This window comes from Usitatibacter rugosus, assembly GCF_013003965.1.
Taxonomy (GTDB): Bacteria; Pseudomonadota; Gammaproteobacteria; order Burkholderiales; family Usitatibacteraceae; genus Usitatibacter; species Usitatibacter rugosus.
On sequence record NZ_CP053069.1, the window covers coordinates 1 to 15283 of the forward strand.

At 65.5% G+C, this 15283-nt stretch carries 12 protein-coding genes; 8 read left to right on the forward strand and 4 right to left on the reverse strand.

Annotation, left to right across the window (positions count from 1 at the left end):
• The 4 genes from dnaA to DSM104443_RS00020 all read left to right on the forward strand — a co-directional run bounded on the left by dnaA (nt 1) and on the right by DSM104443_RS00020 (nt 6276).
• Nucleotides 1-1338, forward strand: coding sequence for a chromosomal replication initiator protein DnaA (gene dnaA, locus DSM104443_RS00005; RefSeq protein ID WP_171088676.1), 1338 nt, complete (start codon nt 1-3; stop codon nt 1336-1338).
• A 207-nt stretch (nt 1339-1545) separates the two neighbouring features.
• Nucleotides 1546-2649: a DNA polymerase III subunit beta gene (dnaN, locus tag DSM104443_RS00010; protein WP_171088677.1), complete on the forward strand. Its 1104-nt coding sequence runs from the start codon at nt 1546-1548 to the stop codon at nt 2647-2649.
• A 53-nt stretch (nt 2650-2702) separates the two neighbouring features.
• Complete coding sequence (gene gyrB / locus DSM104443_RS00015; RefSeq protein WP_171088678.1) at nt 2703-5105, forward strand: DNA topoisomerase (ATP-hydrolyzing) subunit B; 2403 nt, start codon at nt 2703-2705, stop codon at nt 5103-5105.
• A gap of 40 nt (nt 5106-5145) precedes the next feature.
• Nucleotides 5146-6276 carry a sterol desaturase family protein gene (locus tag DSM104443_RS00020; protein WP_212756847.1) on the forward strand — a complete coding sequence of 377 codons (1131 nt, stop codon included), beginning with the start codon at nt 5146-5148 and terminating at the stop codon, nt 6274-6276.
• Between the two features lie 10 nt (nt 6277-6286).
• Here DSM104443_RS00020 and DSM104443_RS00025 read toward each other — a convergent pair whose 3' ends face one another.
• Nucleotides 6287-7252: a helix-turn-helix domain-containing protein gene (locus DSM104443_RS00025; protein WP_171088679.1), complete on the reverse strand. Its 966-nt coding sequence runs from the start codon at nt 7250-7252 to the stop codon at nt 6287-6289.
• Nucleotides 7253-7348: 96 nt separating this feature from the next.
• Between DSM104443_RS00025 and DSM104443_RS00030 the strand changes: the two genes are divergently transcribed.
• Nucleotides 7349-7915, forward strand: a complete 567-nt coding sequence (locus DSM104443_RS00030; protein ID WP_171088680.1) for a hypothetical protein — start codon at nt 7349-7351, stop codon at nt 7913-7915.
• A gap of 22 nt (nt 7916-7937) precedes the next feature.
• On the opposite strand, the gene topA is transcribed toward DSM104443_RS00030, so the two are convergent.
• From topA to DSM104443_RS00045, 3 genes are all read right to left on the reverse strand, one after another.
• Nucleotides 7938-10532: a type I DNA topoisomerase gene (gene topA / locus DSM104443_RS00035; protein ID WP_171088681.1), complete on the reverse strand. Its 2595-nt coding sequence runs from the start codon at nt 10530-10532 to the stop codon at nt 7938-7940.
• 36 nt (nt 10533-10568) lie between these two features.
• Nucleotides 10569-11669 carry a DNA-processing protein DprA gene (dprA, locus tag DSM104443_RS00040; RefSeq protein ID WP_246232409.1) on the reverse strand — a complete coding sequence of 367 codons (1101 nt, stop codon included), beginning with the start codon at nt 11667-11669 and terminating at the stop codon, nt 10569-10571.
• Between the two features lie 124 nt (nt 11670-11793).
• Complete coding sequence (locus DSM104443_RS00045) at nt 11794-12966, reverse strand: LysM peptidoglycan-binding domain-containing protein (RefSeq protein ID WP_171088682.1); 1173 nt, start codon at nt 12964-12966, stop codon at nt 11794-11796.
• Between the two features lie 195 nt (nt 12967-13161).
• On the opposite strand from DSM104443_RS00045, the gene def reads away from it, so the two are divergent.
• The 3 genes from def to DSM104443_RS00060 all read left to right on the forward strand — a co-directional run bounded on the left by def (nt 13162) and on the right by DSM104443_RS00060 (nt 15281).
• A complete protein-coding gene (gene def / locus DSM104443_RS00050) occupies nt 13162-13665 on the forward strand; it encodes a peptide deformylase (protein WP_171088683.1) in 504 nt (167 codons plus the stop codon).
• Between the two features lie 19 nt (nt 13666-13684).
• Nucleotides 13685-14605: a methionyl-tRNA formyltransferase gene (fmt, locus tag DSM104443_RS00055; RefSeq protein ID WP_171088684.1), complete on the forward strand. Its 921-nt coding sequence runs from the start codon at nt 13685-13687 to the stop codon at nt 14603-14605.
• Between the two features lie 175 nt (nt 14606-14780).
• Nucleotides 14781-15281: a DUF4390 domain-containing protein gene (locus DSM104443_RS00060; RefSeq protein ID WP_171088685.1), complete on the forward strand. Its 501-nt coding sequence runs from the start codon at nt 14781-14783 to the stop codon at nt 15279-15281.
• Nucleotides 15282-15283 lie beyond the last annotated feature (2 nt).

The following is a 15283-nucleotide window of genomic DNA, read 5'->3' on the forward strand; positions in this document are numbered from 1 at the left end:
ATGGATTCACTCTGGCCGTCGCTCGCCGCGGAACTCAAAAGAGATCTTCCGTCACAGCAGTACGACACCTGGATCAAGCCGCTGCGCGCCGAGCGCCACGGCAACCAGCTGGTCCTGCTCGCGCCGAACCACCATGTGCTGCGCTACGTGCGGTCCAACCTGCTTTCGCGCATCGAGTCGCGCGCCGAGCGGGTCGGGGGCTCGGGCCTGAGCATCGACCTGGTGCTCGACGAGAAGCCGGGCGAGGCCGAGATGGTCGTTCCCGAGCCTCTGCCCGTGACGCCCGCCGCCGCGCCGTCCATGGAGCGCACGCGCGACGAACACCGGCTCAACTCTTCCTTCACGTTCACCAACTTCGTGAACGGCAAGGCGAACCAGATTGCCCGCGCGGCCGCCCTGCAGGTCGCCGAGAATCCCGGCACCGCGTACAACCCCCTCTTCATCTATGGGGGCACCGGGCTGGGCAAGACGCACCTGCTGCAAGCCATCGGCATCGACCTCCTCAAGCGCAACCCGAAGGCCAAGGTGCGCTATATCCACGCCGAGCAGTTCGTGGCCGACGTCGTGCGCGCCTACCAGCACAAGAGCTTCGACTCCCTGAAGCGCTACTACCGCTCCCTCGACCTCTTCCTGATCGACGACGTGCAGTTCTTCGTCGGCAAGTCGCGGTCGCAGGAAGAGTTCTTCTATACGTTCAATGCGCTCTTCGAAGCCCACAAGCAGGTCGTGATCACGAGCGACTCCTTCCCGAAGGAGCTGACGGGCATCGAGGACCGATTGATCTCCCGCTTCGGCTGGGGCCTCACCGTCGCCGTCGAGCCGCCGGAGCTCGAGATGCGCGTGGCCATCCTCCTGAAGAAGGCGGAGCAGGACGGTGTGCGCGTGGACGAGAACGTCGCCTTCTTCATCGCCAAGCACATCCGCTCGAACGTACGCGAGCTGGAAGGCGCCATGAAGCGCGTCCTGGCGTATGCGCGCTTCAACAACGCGCCGGTCACCGTGGCCACCGCGCGCGAAGCCTTGAAGGACCTGCTGGCCGTGATCAGCCGCCAGGTCTCGATCGAGAACATCCAGAAGACCGTCGCCGACTACTACAAGATCAAGGTCGCGGAGATGTATTCCAAGAAGCGGTTCCGGTCCGTTGCCCGGCCCCGCCAGATCGCCATGGCGCTCAGCAAGGAGCTCACGCAGCAGAGCCTTCCGGAAATCGGCGAGGCGTTCGGCGGCCGGGATCACACGACCGTCCTGCATGCGTGCCGGAAGACGGCAGAATTGCGCGAAGGCGACCCGGATTTCGCGCGCGATTACGCCCAGATCCAGCAGATCCTGTTGGGATGAGGACCCTGTATGCCTTCTTTAATACCTGTGGACCGTTTGGGGCCGTCCCAAAAGGGCCGTTTCTGTCCACAGGTTCCGGCGGGTATCGAGAACTTTCATCCCCACCCGAAACACCCTGCAAGCCATTGAGCACGAACGGCATTCAAGAACTGTCCCGCTCCCGGGGCTCTCCTATTAGCTGTTAACGGTTTTGAATTACCTAAAATCATGTTGAAGATAAAAGCCAGCAACGAGAAGCTCCTGGGCCCTCTCCAGCAGGTCACGGGGATCGTGGAACGCCGGCACACGCTGCCGATCCTGTCGAACGTGCTCATCACGGCAGGCGGCGGTCATGTCGACTTCCTCGCCACCGACCTCGAGGTCCAGATCACCTCGCGGGCGGAGCTCGACGGCGGCGCCGAAGGCGCGGTCACGGTCGGTGCCCGCAAGCTCTTCGACATCCTGCGGGCACTGCCCGCGGATGCCGACGTCTCCCTCGAGGCGAAGGACAACCGCATGACCGTGAAGGCGGGCAAGAGCCGCTTCAACCTGCAGACGCTTGCCGCGGGCGATTTCCCGAAGATGGTCGAGGCCAAGGACGCGTCGCGGACCCTCACGGTCCCGCAGAACGCGCTCAAGGAAGCGCTGGGCCTGGTGCAGTTCGCGATGGCCGTCCAGGACATCCGCTACTACCTCAACGGCGTGCTCTTCTCCGTCGACAAGAACACGCTGCGCGTCGTGGCCACCGACGGCCATCGCCTCTCGTTCGCGAGCCGCGACCTGGGCAGCGACCACGGCAACGTCGAAGCCATCCTGCCGCGCAAGACCGTGATCGAGCTGATCAAGCTCCTCGGCGACACGGACGAGACGGTGTCGATCGCCATGGGCTCGAACCAGGTGCGCTTCACGTTCGGCGGCCTGGAGATCGTCTCGAAGATCGTCGAGGGCAAGTTCCCGGACTACCAAAAAGTGATTCCGGCCCAACATAAGAACCAGGTCAGCATCGACCGCGCGACGCTCGCGCAATCGCTCAACCGCGCGGCGATCCTCTCCAACGAGAAGATCCGCGGCGTGCGGCTCGTGTTCACGAAGAACGCCCTGTCGATCATCTGCACGAACAACGAGCAGGAAGAGGCCGAGGAAGGCCTGGCGCTGGACTACGACGGCGATCCGCTCGACATCGGCTTCAACATCTCGTACCTGCTCGACGTGCTGAACCATGTCGACTCGGACCAGGTGTCCGTCACGATGGGCGACTCGAATTCGAGCGCGCTCATCCAGATCCCCGGCCGCGACGACTTCAAGTACGTCGTCATGCCGATGCGCATCTGAACCCCTAACGCACCAGGAATCAACGCATGGCAGCTGCTCCGCAAGATCCCCGCATGAACGGTCGTCCGGAAGACTACGACTCGTCTTCCATCAAGATCCTGAAGGGCCTCGAGGCCGTCCGGAAGCGTCCGGGGATGTACATCGGGGATACCTCGGACGGCACGGGCCTGCACCACATGGTCTTCGAGGTCGTCGACAATGCGATCGACGAAGCCCTTGCCGGCCATTGCGACGACATCAAGGTCGTGATCCACACGGACAGCTCGATCTCCGTCGTCGACAACGGCCGCGGCATCCCGACGGACGTGAAGCAGGACGACGAGTTCAAGCGCTCCGCCGCCGAGATCGTCATGACGGAGCTGCACGCGGGCGGCAAGTTCGACCAGAACTCGTACAAGGTTTCCGGCGGCCTGCACGGCGTGGGTGTCTCCGTCGTGAACGCCCTCTCGGAGTGGCTGAAGCTGCGCGTGTGGCGAAACGGCAAGACGCACTTCATGGAATTCCGCGATGGCGTGGCCGTCGAGCCGATGAAGGTCACCGGCGAGACCGATCGCCGCGGCACCGAAGTGCATTTCTTCGCCTCGAAGGAAACGTTCAACAACATCGAGTTCCACTACGAGATCCTCGCCAAGCGGCTGCGCGAGCTCTCGTTCCTGAACAACGGCACGAAGATCGAGCTGATCGACCAGCGCAGCGGCAAGAGCGAGAACTTCTCGCACGCCGGCGGCGTCCGCGGCTTCGTCGAGTACATGAACGAAGCGAAGACGGTGCTGCATCCCAACGTGTTCTATGCGATCGGCGAGAACGCCGGCGGCATCACCGTCGAGGTGGCGATGCAGTGGAACGACTCCTACGGCGAGTCCGTCCAGTGCTTCACCAACAACATCCCGCAGCGCGACGGCGGCACGCACTTGACGGGCCTGCGCACGGCGATGACGCGCACGATCAACAACTACATCGAGAAGGAAGAGATCGCCAAGAAGGCGAAGGTGGAGACCACCGGCGACGACATGCGCGAAGGCCTCACCTGCGTGCTCTCGGTGAAGGTGCCGGAGCCGAAGTTCTCGTCGCAGACGAAGGACAAGCTCGTGTCCTCCGAGGTCGGGCCCGTCGTGCAGGAGATCGTCGGCCAGAAGCTCGCCGAGTTCCTGATGGAGCGCCCGCAGGACGCCAAGATCATCTGCACGAAGATCGTCGAGGCCGCCCGCGCCCGAGAAGCCGCGCGCAAGGCGCGCGAGCTCACGCGCAGGAAAGGCGTGCTGGATGGCAGCGGCCTTCCCGGCAAGCTCGCCGATTGCCAGGAGCGGGACCCCGCGCTGTGCGAGCTGTACCTGGTGGAGGGCGACTCCGCCGGTGGCTCCGCGAAGCAGGGCCGCGATCGTCGCAACCAGGCGATCCTGCCGCTCAAGGGCAAGATCCTCAACGTCGAGCGCGCGCGCATCGACAAGATCATCACGTCGAACGAAGTCGCCACGCTGATCACCGCGCTGGGCGCCGGCATCGCCGACGAGTTCAACATCGACAAGCTGCGCTACCACCGCATCATCATCATGACGGACGCGGACGTCGACGGCGCGCACATCCGCACGCTGCTGCTCACGTTCTTCTATCGCCAGATGCCGATGCTGCTCGAGCGCGGCCACATCTACGTCGCGCAGCCGCCACTCTTCAAGGTGAAGCAGGGCAAGGACGAGCGCTACCTCAAGGACGAGCACGAGCTGAAGCAGCACCAGCTGCGCCGCGCGCTGAATGGCGCGACGCTCCTGCCCGGCATCAACGCGACGCCGCTTTCCGGAGATGCGCTGGAGCGCATCGCCTCCGAGTACCTCGCCACGGAAGCCGTGATCGAGCGCCTCTCCGCGGCCATGGATGCATCGGTGCTCCGCGCCATGCTCCACATCCCGAAGATCGCGCTGGACAGCAAGGAAGGCACCGCGCAGGTCTCGCGCGCGCTCTACGACGCGCTGCAGCCGAGCCCGCCGAAGGCCCACATCGAGCGTGACCCCACGTCCGACGGCTGGCGCCTGCGGCTCGAGAAGGTCGTCCACGGCAACAAGGTGGAGACGGTCATCGACCACGCCTTCGCGGAGGGCGGCGACTATGCGCAGATCGAGAAGATGTCGCGGATCCTCACCGGCTTCATCGGCGAGGGGGCCCAGGTGAAGCGCGGCGAGAACACGCACGCCATCCGCAGCTTCAAGGAAGGCCTCGACTGGCTGCTCGCCGAAGCACGCGGCGGCATGTCGATCCAGCGCTACAAGGGCCTGGGCGAGATGAACCCGGAGCAGCTCTGGGAAACGACGATGGATCCGCAGCAACGGATCCTGCTCAAGGTCCAGATCGAGGACGCGATCAGCGCCGAGAACATCTTCTCCACCCTGATGGGCGAGGAAGTCGAGCGCCGCCGCCAGTTCATCGAGGCGAACGCCCTCGGAGCGTCCAATCTCGACGTCTGAGAAGCCGGGTCCGCTGGAGCGCCTCGACAAGCTGAACCGCTTGAGCGAGTCGCACGGCGAGCTGCGGCTGGGTACCGGCCTCACCACGGCGATCGTCGCGCTGGTCCTCGCGATCCTCTGCTTCCTCGGCGTGCTCGCGTTCCACTTCCCCGCGTACCTCACGACCCCGGAGCTGCGGAAGGCCTACAACGTCGAGACGGTGCGGGCCATCATGTTCACCGCGATGGTGGTCTCCGGCGGCGCCTCGCTCGCCTGCATCATCCTCAACCGCGCCCGCTGGGTCGCGACCACGGCCTTCGCGCTGGTGGCGGTCACCGCGCTCCTGGGCGGCCACAAGGTGCCGGTGCAGGAGTACGCCGCCAACACGCCGTACATCGGGCTGGACTGGTTCATCCTCGACCTGCTGGGCTCGACGCTGATCTTCATCTTCATCGAGAAGCTCTTCCCGCTCTACAGGAAGCAACCCGTGTTCCGCGCCGAGTGGCAGACGGACTTCCACCACTTCCTGGTGAACCACCTCATCGTGGGCTTCATCCTGCTGGCCACGAACAAGCTCGTGCACACGGGGTTCGACTGGGCGATCAGCACGACGCTCCAGGAGTGGGTGCGGGCCCAGCCGTTCTGGCTGGAGCTGATCCTCATCCTCCTGGTGGCCGACCTGGTGCAGTACTGGACGCACCGTGCGTACCACGAGGTGCCGGTCCTCTGGCGGCTGCACGCCGTGCACCACAGCGCCAAGAGCATGGACTGGCTGGCGGGCTCCCGGCAGCACATCCTCGAGCTCATCCTCACGCGCTCGCTGATCCTCGCGCCGATCTACGTGCTCGGATTCGACAAGAGCGTGATCGACGCCTACATCATCATCGTGGGCTTCCAGGCGGTCTTCAACCACGCCAACGTGAGCGTGCGGCTGGGCCCGCTGCGCTACGTGATCGTGACGCCGAACTTCCACCATTGGCACCACTCGCAGGACAAGGCCGCGCTCGACCGCAACTACGCCGCGCACTTCGCCTTCATCGACTACTTGTTTGGCACCGCGGTGCGTTCCGACCAGGAATGGCCGGAGCGCTACGGTGTGCTCGGCGACTATGTCCCGAACGGGTTCCTGAAGCAGCAGGCCTTTCCGTTCACGTGGGACAGCGAGCCGCCGCCACCGCCTCCAAAGGCGTAGATCGAGCGAGCTACGCCGAGGTCTTGAAGCGGCGGCGATACTCGCCCGGCGCCACGCTGGTCACCCGCTTGAACGCGACACGGAAGGTCTCCAGCGAGTCGTAGCCGCATTGCGTGGCGGTATCCTCGAGGCTCATCTCGCCCGCTTCCAGCAATGCCCGGGCACGTGAGATGCGCTCGTTCTGAAGCCACGCGTTGGGCGACACCCCCATCTGGTCGGTGAACCGGCGGAAGAAGGTCCTGGGGCTCATGGCGGAGCGCTGCGCGAGCTCCGTGACGACAATGGGCTGGTCGAGCCGGCGCCGTGCCCAGTCCAATGCCGCTCCAATGCCGCGTCCCGGGCGCACCGCGACCGGCGTCTCCACGTACTGGGCCTGGCCGCCTTCGCGATGGGGGGCGACCACCATGCGGCGAGCCACCATGTTGGCGATGCGGGCTCCGTAATCGCGCCGCACGATGTGCAGGCAGGCATCGACGCCGGCGGCGCAACCGGCCGACGTGACGATTTCGCCTTCGTCCACGTAGAGCACGTCGTCCGCGTATTTCACGAGCGGATAGCGCTCGCGGAAGAGATCGGCATAGAGCCAGTGCGTGGTGGCGCTCCGGCCGTCGAGGAGGCCGGCTTCGGCGAGCACGAACGAGCCCGAGCAGATCGAGACGATGCGAGCCTTGCGCCGGACGGCGCGCCGCAGCGCTTCCAGGAGCCGGGGCGGAATCGGCGGCGGTGATTCCGTGTCCCGCCATCCCGGAATCACGATCGTGCGCGCCTCGTCGATCCGCTCGAAGGGCGCGGTGGGAACGACCTGGATGCCCGCGATGCCGCGCGGCCGCGCTCGGTCGGCCGAGACGATCATCGTCTCGTACCAGGGGACGCCCAGGCTGGGCCGGTCGAGCGCGAACACCTCGGCGGCGATCGAGAACTCGAAATGTCGGAGGCCATCGTAGGCGACGATGGCCAAGGAGCCGGGGCGCTTCATGTTGGCCAAATCTTACCGGACCTTGTCATTTTGGCCACTCCCTGGGACGAGGGACCCCTCGTAGAGTCATGAACCAAGATCTGCGAGGAGAGCGCCATGACGAACGGACCTGACGACGCCACGCGTCGAGCGATGCTGCAAGCCGCCGCGGGGCTCGCCGCGAGCACGCTGGGCCTCGACGTTGCGGCCGCCCCGGAAAAGGCCGGCGCCGATGCGCCCGCGAAAATCGGGGAGTTCAACTTCCTCGAGGGCAAGTGGCGCATCGCGCACCGGCAGCTGAAGGGCAAGGAGTGGGACACCTTCGAGGGCGAGGCGACCTGCTGGACGATCCTCGGCGGCGCGGGAAGCATCGAGGAGCTGCGCATCCCGGCGCGGAATTTCGCCGGCCTCGGAATCCGGCTGCTCGACACGAAGCAGCGCGTCTGGGGCGACTACTGGTCGAACGCTCGCGACGGCGTGATCGTCGGGCCCCCGACGGACGGCGTCTTCCGCGATGGCGTCGGGACTTTCATCTCCGACGGCGAGGACAAGGGCCAGCCGATCAAGGTGCGCGGCGTGTGGGACCGCATCACCGCGACCACGTGCCGCTGGCGCCAGGGCATCTCGCGCGACGGCGGGAAAACCTGGCAGGACACGTGGATCATGGATTGGACGCGCGCCTGACGGCGCGCATCCCGGATACCCGCTAGCCCGCCTTTTTCTTCTTCTTCTTTGCCGAGGCGGCCTTGGCCTTCGGCTTCGTGACGGCGGTCTTCACCTTCGTCACGATCTTGAGCTTGGGCTTCGCCTTCACGGGCGGCTTGGCGGCCTTGGCCGGCTTCGCCTTCCCGCCCTTCTTGCCGGCCTTCGCCGCGAGGAGCTCCAGCGCCTCCTCGAGCGTGACCGTCTTGATCATGTTCTCGTCGGGTAGCGTGGCGTTGACCTTGCCATGCTTCACGTACGGGCCGTACTTGCCCGCGTAGAGGGAGACCGCCTGGCCGTCCTCGGGGTGCTTGCCCAGGACCTTGAGGGCACCGCGGCCGCCGGCGGCCTTCGGTTCCTTCAGCAGCGCCACGGCGCGCTCGAGCGTGATGTCGAACACGCTCTCGGCCTTGGGGATCGACTTGAACTGGCCGTCGTAGCTCACGTACGGGCCGAAGCGGCCGATGTTCGCGTTCACCTTCTTGCCGTCTTCGGGGTGCGGACCGAGGTCCCTTGGAAGCGCCATCAGTTGCTCGGCGATCTCGAGGTTCACGTTGTCGGGGAGGATGTTCTTCGGCACCGAGACGCGCTTGGGCTTCTTGTCGCCTTCCATCTCGCCCAGCTGCAGGTAGGGCCCGAAAGGACCGAACAGGAGCGTGATGACCATGCCCGTCTTGGGATCGACGCCGATCTCGCGCTTCTCGTTGGCCGCGCCCTCGGCGCCGTCGACGTTGCGCGTGTAGTCGCACTCCGGATACCCGGGACAGCCGATGAAGCGGCCGCGGCGGCCGAGGCGCAGCGTGAGCTTGTGCTTGCCGCACTTCGGGCACATCTCGTCGATCTCTTCCTGCGTGACTTCCTTGCGCGAGACCGATTCCTTCAGGCCGACCTGCGCGGAGAAGTCCTTCCAGAACCGCGCCAGGACCGGAACCCACTCTTCCTTGCCGTTGGAGATGTCGTCGAGCTCATCCTCCATCTTCGCGGTGAACTCGTAGTCCACCCAGTGGGCGAAGTGCTCGGAGAGGAATTTGTTCACGACGCGGCCCACGTCCGTGGGCGTGAAGCGCTTCTTGTCGAGGATGACGTACTCGCGGCGCTGGAGTGTCGAGATGATCGATGAATACGTCGACGGGCGGCCGATGCCGTACTGCTCGAGTGCCTTCACCAGGCTCGCTTCGGAGAAGCGCGGCGGCGGTTGCGTGAAGTGCTGCTCGCCGTAGAGCTTCTTGATGCCGACCGTGTCGCCTTCCTTGAAGGCGGGCAGGCGCTTTTCCTCGTCGTCGGAGGGGGCGTCGTCCTGGTCCTCGTGGTACACGGCGTAGAAGCCGGGGAAGATCATCGTCTGGCCGGTGGCGCGGAAGACGTTGCCGTCGCCGCCCACGTTGAAGTCGACCGCGACGGTGTCGAACTGCGCCGGCATCATCTGCGAGGTGACGGCTCGCTTCCAGATCATCTCGTAGAGCTTGCGCTGCTCGTCGTTCAGGAAGCCCGCGACCGAATCGGGCGTGCGGGAGATGGACGTGGGACGGATCGCCTCGTGCGCTTCCTGCGCGTTCTTCGACTTGTTGGCGTAGAAGACCGGGGCCTTGGGCAGGTATTCGGCGCCGTAATTCTTGGTGATGAAGCCGCGGATGTCGGTCATCGCCTCCTTGGAGAGCGTGACGGAGTCCGTGCGCATGTAGGTGATGAGGCCGGTGACCGTGCGGCCGATGTTCACGCCTTCATAAAGGCTCTGCGCGACCTTCATGGCCCGGTCGGTCGAGAAGCCGAGCTTGCGCACGGCTTCCTGCTGCAGCGTGGAGGTGGTGAAGGGCGCTGCCGGCGATTTGAGGCGGCGCTTCTTCTCGACCTCGCGGACCTTGGCCGTGCCGTGGCCGTGCGACTCGAGGAACGCGATGATCTCCTCGTTGCGCTTCGCATCGGGGACGGCGAACTGGTCGAGCTTGTCGGCGTTGAAATGCGTGAGGCGCGCGGTGAAGCCCAGGCGGTCCTTCTCGCCGTCGAAATGGATCGACCAGTACTCCTGGCTCTTGAATGCGTCGATCTCGTTCTCGCGCTCGCAGATCAGGCGCAGCGCCGGGCTCTGCACGCGGCCGGCGGAGAGGCCGCGGCGGATCTTCTTCCACAGCAGCGGCGAGAGGTTGAAGCCGACCAGGTAGTCGAGCGCCCGGCGCGCCTGCTGCGCGTTCACGAGCTCCATGGAGATCTCGCGCGGGTTCTTGACCGCCTCGGTGACCGCGCCTTCCGTGATCTCGTAGAACACGACGCGGTTGAGCGTCTTGTTCTTCAGCGCCTTGCGCGACTTGAGGATCTCGGACAAATGCCATGCGATGGCCTCGCCTTCGCGGTCCGGGTCCGTCGCGAGCATGATCACGTCCGCGTCCTTCACGGCGCGCGCGATGCTGTCGACGTGCTTCGTGTTGCGGTCGATCAGCTCGTACGTCATGCGGAAGTTGTCGTCCGGATCGACGGCGCCGGTCTTCGGCACCAGGTCGCGCACGTGGCCGTACGAAGCGAGGATCTCGAAATCCTTGCCGAGGTATTTCTTGAGGGTCTTCGCCTTCGAAGGCGACTCGACGATGAGCAGGTGGGATGCCATGGGCTTATGGGTCTTCTCGGTTCATTCTATAACGCGCTATGCCATGCGCTGGAAAAGGCCTCCGGCAACGCTCGATACGTGGCCCGTGAGCTCGAGCTCCGAGAGCGTTGCTGTGACCTCCGCGATATTCCGTCCGCATGCGGCACCGATCGCATCGATTGTCACGGGCGCGTAACCCATGGCTTCGAGCATCAGGCGCTGCTGCTGCGTGCATTCGGGCCGCGCGGCACCGACCGGATTCGGAGCGGCGGATTCAATGCGAAGTTCCTCGAGCACGTCGCCGACGCATTCGACGAGTCCGGCGCCGTCCTTGAGGAGCTTGTGGCATCCGCGGGAAAGCGGGGAGTGGATCGGGCCCGGAATGGCGAAGACATCGCGGCCCTGTTCGGCGGCTTCGTACGCGGTGATGAGCGATCCGCTGCCCAACGCGGCCTCGACGACCAGCACGCCGCGCGACAGCCCGCTGATGATGCGATTGCGGCGCGGGAAGTGTTCGGCCCGTGGGGGCGTGCCCAGCGGGAACTCGCTCACGATCGCGCCTTGCGCGGCGAGATCGGCGGCCAGCGCGGCGTTGCGGCGCGGGTAGACGCGATCGGCTCCCGTGCCCAGCACCGCGATGCTCGAAGCGCTGCCTGCGAGGCCGCCGCGATGCGCGGCCGCATCGATGCCGAGGGCGAGGCCGCTCACGATGGTGAGCCCCGCGTCGGAGAGCGCTTGCGAGAACACCTGCGCGTCCTGGAGTCCCTGGGGCGTTGCGTTGCGGCTGCCGACCACGGCGAGGCATGGAGCGTTGAGGAGGTCCAGCCGGCCCACGACATAGAGCACCGTCGGGGGATCGTATATATGGCGGAGGAGCTCCGGGTATTGCGCATCGGTGATCGCGACGAGATGGTGCCCGGGCTTGTCGAGCCATCGCAGCGCGGTGGCCATGACGTCGTCCGACGGGCCGCGGGCCAGGCCTTGCGCGACGTGCTCGGGAACGACGCATTTCGCCGAGCGCGTGCTGGCGCCGAGGGCGTTGTCGGGTGTGCCGAAGGCCTGAAGCAACGTGCGCTGCCAGCGTTCGAAGACGCCGGGTGCGAGGGTGAAGCGAAGCCAGGCTGCGAGGTTGCCACGCGATGCAGGTTGCGATTCCAAGGGGGTGGTGCTGCCGGGGATCGGGAGGATGCCCGATAAACGGAGCGCGGTCACGTGCCGCTGACCGGGCCGGAAAAAAGAAATGGGGGCCGAAGCCCCCGATTTCACCTTATGTGTACGACGCTCAAGGCGTCTGGACGACGTCGCCGATGTAGATCGGTCGCGTGCTGCGCATCACCATCGCGTACGACATCTTCTCGAAGACGCGGAAGACGAAGACGAGGCCGTTGCGTTCATCCGGCAGCTTCACGACGGCGCCTTGCAGCGACTCGCCTTCGGCGGTCGCGGCGGTCTTGTCGGCTTCCGAGGTGTACCAGTTCTTCTTGATCGTCGCCCACCAGTCGGAGCCGAAGCCGGTGACGACCGGACGGCCCGTGGCGTCGACGACCTCACCCTTGCGGTACGAGGCGAGCACGTGGCCGACTTCGATGCCGTCGCGCGAGCCGCGGTTGATGGTGATGATCGAGAACTGGCCGAGCTCGGCCACGCCACCGTCCACGGACATGATCACGCCCTTGATCGGCTTGTCGGGCGCACGCGGCACGTAGCTCGGGAAGCTGGTTTCGCGTGCCGGGGCGAGGCGATCGCCGCGGTTCATCTCTTCCTTGGCCTTCGTGATCTCGAGCGTCGTCGGGTTGCCGAAGCGCTTCACGCGGGCGTCGCCGACGTACTTGGCTTCGTAGCCCAGGATCTCGTTCGTTTCCGGGTCGCGGAGAGCCTCACCCTGGCGGAAGACCTGCCAGTTGATGCCGTCGCGCTCGCCGATGCGGTCCACATATATGGTGTTGCCCGAACCGACGACGACTCGGCTTTCCTCGGTGGCGAGGATGGTCGGCGCCTTGTCGAGGCCGTCCGCTTCCACCACCAGGGGCTGGGTCAGGAACGGCCCGATGGCGGATCCCGGAATGCTGGGAACGGCCGAGGCGAGGGGTTCCACCCGGATTCGGGGCGCCACCTTCTGCATGTTGCCCGCGGCATCCGCGGCGGTCCCGCCACTCGGGCCCGTCCCACCGGCCCCGCCGGAGGAGATGCTGAGCGAGGGATTGGCGCCGGAACGATCCAGGCGGATGACGTCGCCCGGATAGATCCAGTGCGGGTTCTTGATCTGGTCGCGGTTCAGCTGCCAGATCTGCGGCCATTTCCATGGATCCTTCAGGAAACGTCCGGCAATGCCCCAAAGGGTATCGCCCTTGACCACCGTGTAGGCGTCGGGGGCGTCCGCGGCCAGGTCGGCCATGGTGACTTTGGAGGGATCGCCCTTGGCCTCGGCGCGCTCGCGCTTGGCGTCCGGGGGCATCCCGTCACCATTGGCCCAAAGGGTCGCCGGAACCAAACAGACCCCTCCGACGACTAAAGATATAATTGCTTTTCGCATGGCTGGGCTCACTTGTGGATATGGTGCTCGGGACCCATATTCCGAAAAAGGGTTACGTCCCCTTTTTCAAGTAGTGCGGTAGATTCTGCACATAAACTATTCAATTAGCAAGCATTCATGGCCATTCTCGAGATCCTCCAGTACCCGGACCCCCGGCTTTATACGCCCGCCGAGCGCGTCGAAAACATCGACGCCAAGACTCGCAAGCTCGTCGACGACCTGGCCGAAACGATGTACGCCGCACCCGGTATCGGCCTCGCGGCCACCCAGGTGGACGTCCACAAGCAGATCATCGTCATCGACGTGAGCGAGGACCGCAGCGACCTGCGCGTCTTCATCAACCCCGAGATCACGCGCCGCGAAGGCCTGGCGATGAATCAGGAGGGGTGCCTGTCCGTGGCCGGCATCTACGACAACGTGGAACGCGCCGACAGCGTCACCGTCACGGCGCTGGACAAGAACGGCTCGCGCTTCACGCTGAACGCCTCCGGGCTGCTCGCCGCCTGCATCCAGCACGAGATGGATCACCTGCAGGGCAAGGTCTTCGTCGAGTACCTGTCCGAGCTGAAGCAGAACCGCATCCGCGCGAAGCTCAAGAAGCGCCAGCGCAAAGCCGCCTGACCGCGGGCCGGCCGCCTTCTTGCGCGTCGTCTTCGCCGGCACCCCGCCGTTCGCCGTTGCCGCGCTCGAAGCCCTGCTTGCGGCCGGGCACGACGTTCCCTTGGTGCTCACCCAGCCCGATCGGCCGGCCGGCCGGGGGTTGCGCCTGACCGCCAGCGCGGTCTCGGAATGCGCCGCCCGCCACGGCCTGGCGCTTTATAAACCCCCCTCCCTGAAGCTTCCCGAGTCGCAGGGCCCCATCCGCGAGGCGATGCCCGACGTGATGGTCGTCGCGGCCTATGGGTTGATCCTCCCGGCCGCGGTCCTCGCCATGCCCGGCAAGGGCTGCATCAATATCCACGCCTCCCTGCTGCCTCGCTGGCGGGGCGCCGCGCCCATCCAGCGCGCGATCCTCGCCGGGGACCCCGAGACGGGCGTCTGCATCATGCAAATGGAGACGGGCCTGGATACGGGGCCAGTCCTCCTCGAACGCAGCATCCCGATCGCACCGCGTGACACCGCTGCGGGGCTCACGCGTTCGCTCGCGGCCCTCGGGGCGGAGGCCCTGGTCGATGCCCTGGGCCGATTGGAGAGCCTGGCGCCGAAGCCCCAGGACGCCACCCGGGCGACCTACGCCGCCAAGATCGACAAGTCCGAGGCCCGGATCGACTGGACCCGGAGCGCCCGGGACGTGGACCGGCAAATCCGCGCGTTCAACCCCGTCCCGGGCGCCGAAACGACCTGGAAGGGCCAATCCCTGAAGATCTGGGAGGCGCTGCCGGCCACCGGGTCCGGCCCCCCCGGGACCCTGCTGGGTTCGGGCCCCGAGGGCTTGGTGATAGCCTGTGGCGAGGGGGCCCTGGCGGCGCTCGAAATCCAGCGCCAGGGGTCCAAAAGATTGGGTGCCGGGGACTTTCTGCGGGGTTACCCCTTGGAAGCCGGGGGTCTCTTCGGGATTTGAAAAGTGTGGCAATATGAAAACAAAAGTGGTAAATTAACAACACCTTTGGAGTCGTGCGTCGAGAAACCCAATGAACACCGCGGCGGCATTCAGTTCGCTTTCCCGGTCCGTGACTGGGAACCCGCTGCCATCCCTTTTGCGGATGGCGCTGGCGGCTTTGCTGTTTTTCGCGGCCATGCCCTTCGCCAGCGCACAAGGCATCACGATCCCCAATGCGGCGCTCGAGCAGACGGAAGACGGCTGGAAGCTGAACGCCGACTTCGACATCCAGTTCAGCCCCAAGCTCGAGGAAGCGGTGACGCGAGGCGTGCCGCTCTACTTCGTGATGGAGTTCGAGCTCTCCCGCCCGCGCTGGTACTGGTTCGACGAGAAACCGGTCAAGCAATCGCAGACCTACAAGATCACGTACACCCCGCTGCTGCGCCAGTACCGGCTCTCGGTGGGCAACCTGTACCAGAACTTCACGCGCTTCGATGAGGTGAAGCGCGTCCTTTCGCGCGTCCGCGGCCTGCACGTGGCCGACAAGGGTGCCGTCAAGGGCGAAGGCGTCTACCAGGCGAACCTGCGCATGCGCCTGGATACGGGCCAGCTGCCCAAACCGTTCCAACTGAACGCCATCGCCTCGAGCGATTGGTCGCTCAACTCCGAGTGGCAGCGCTGGACGGTCACCCCCTGAAG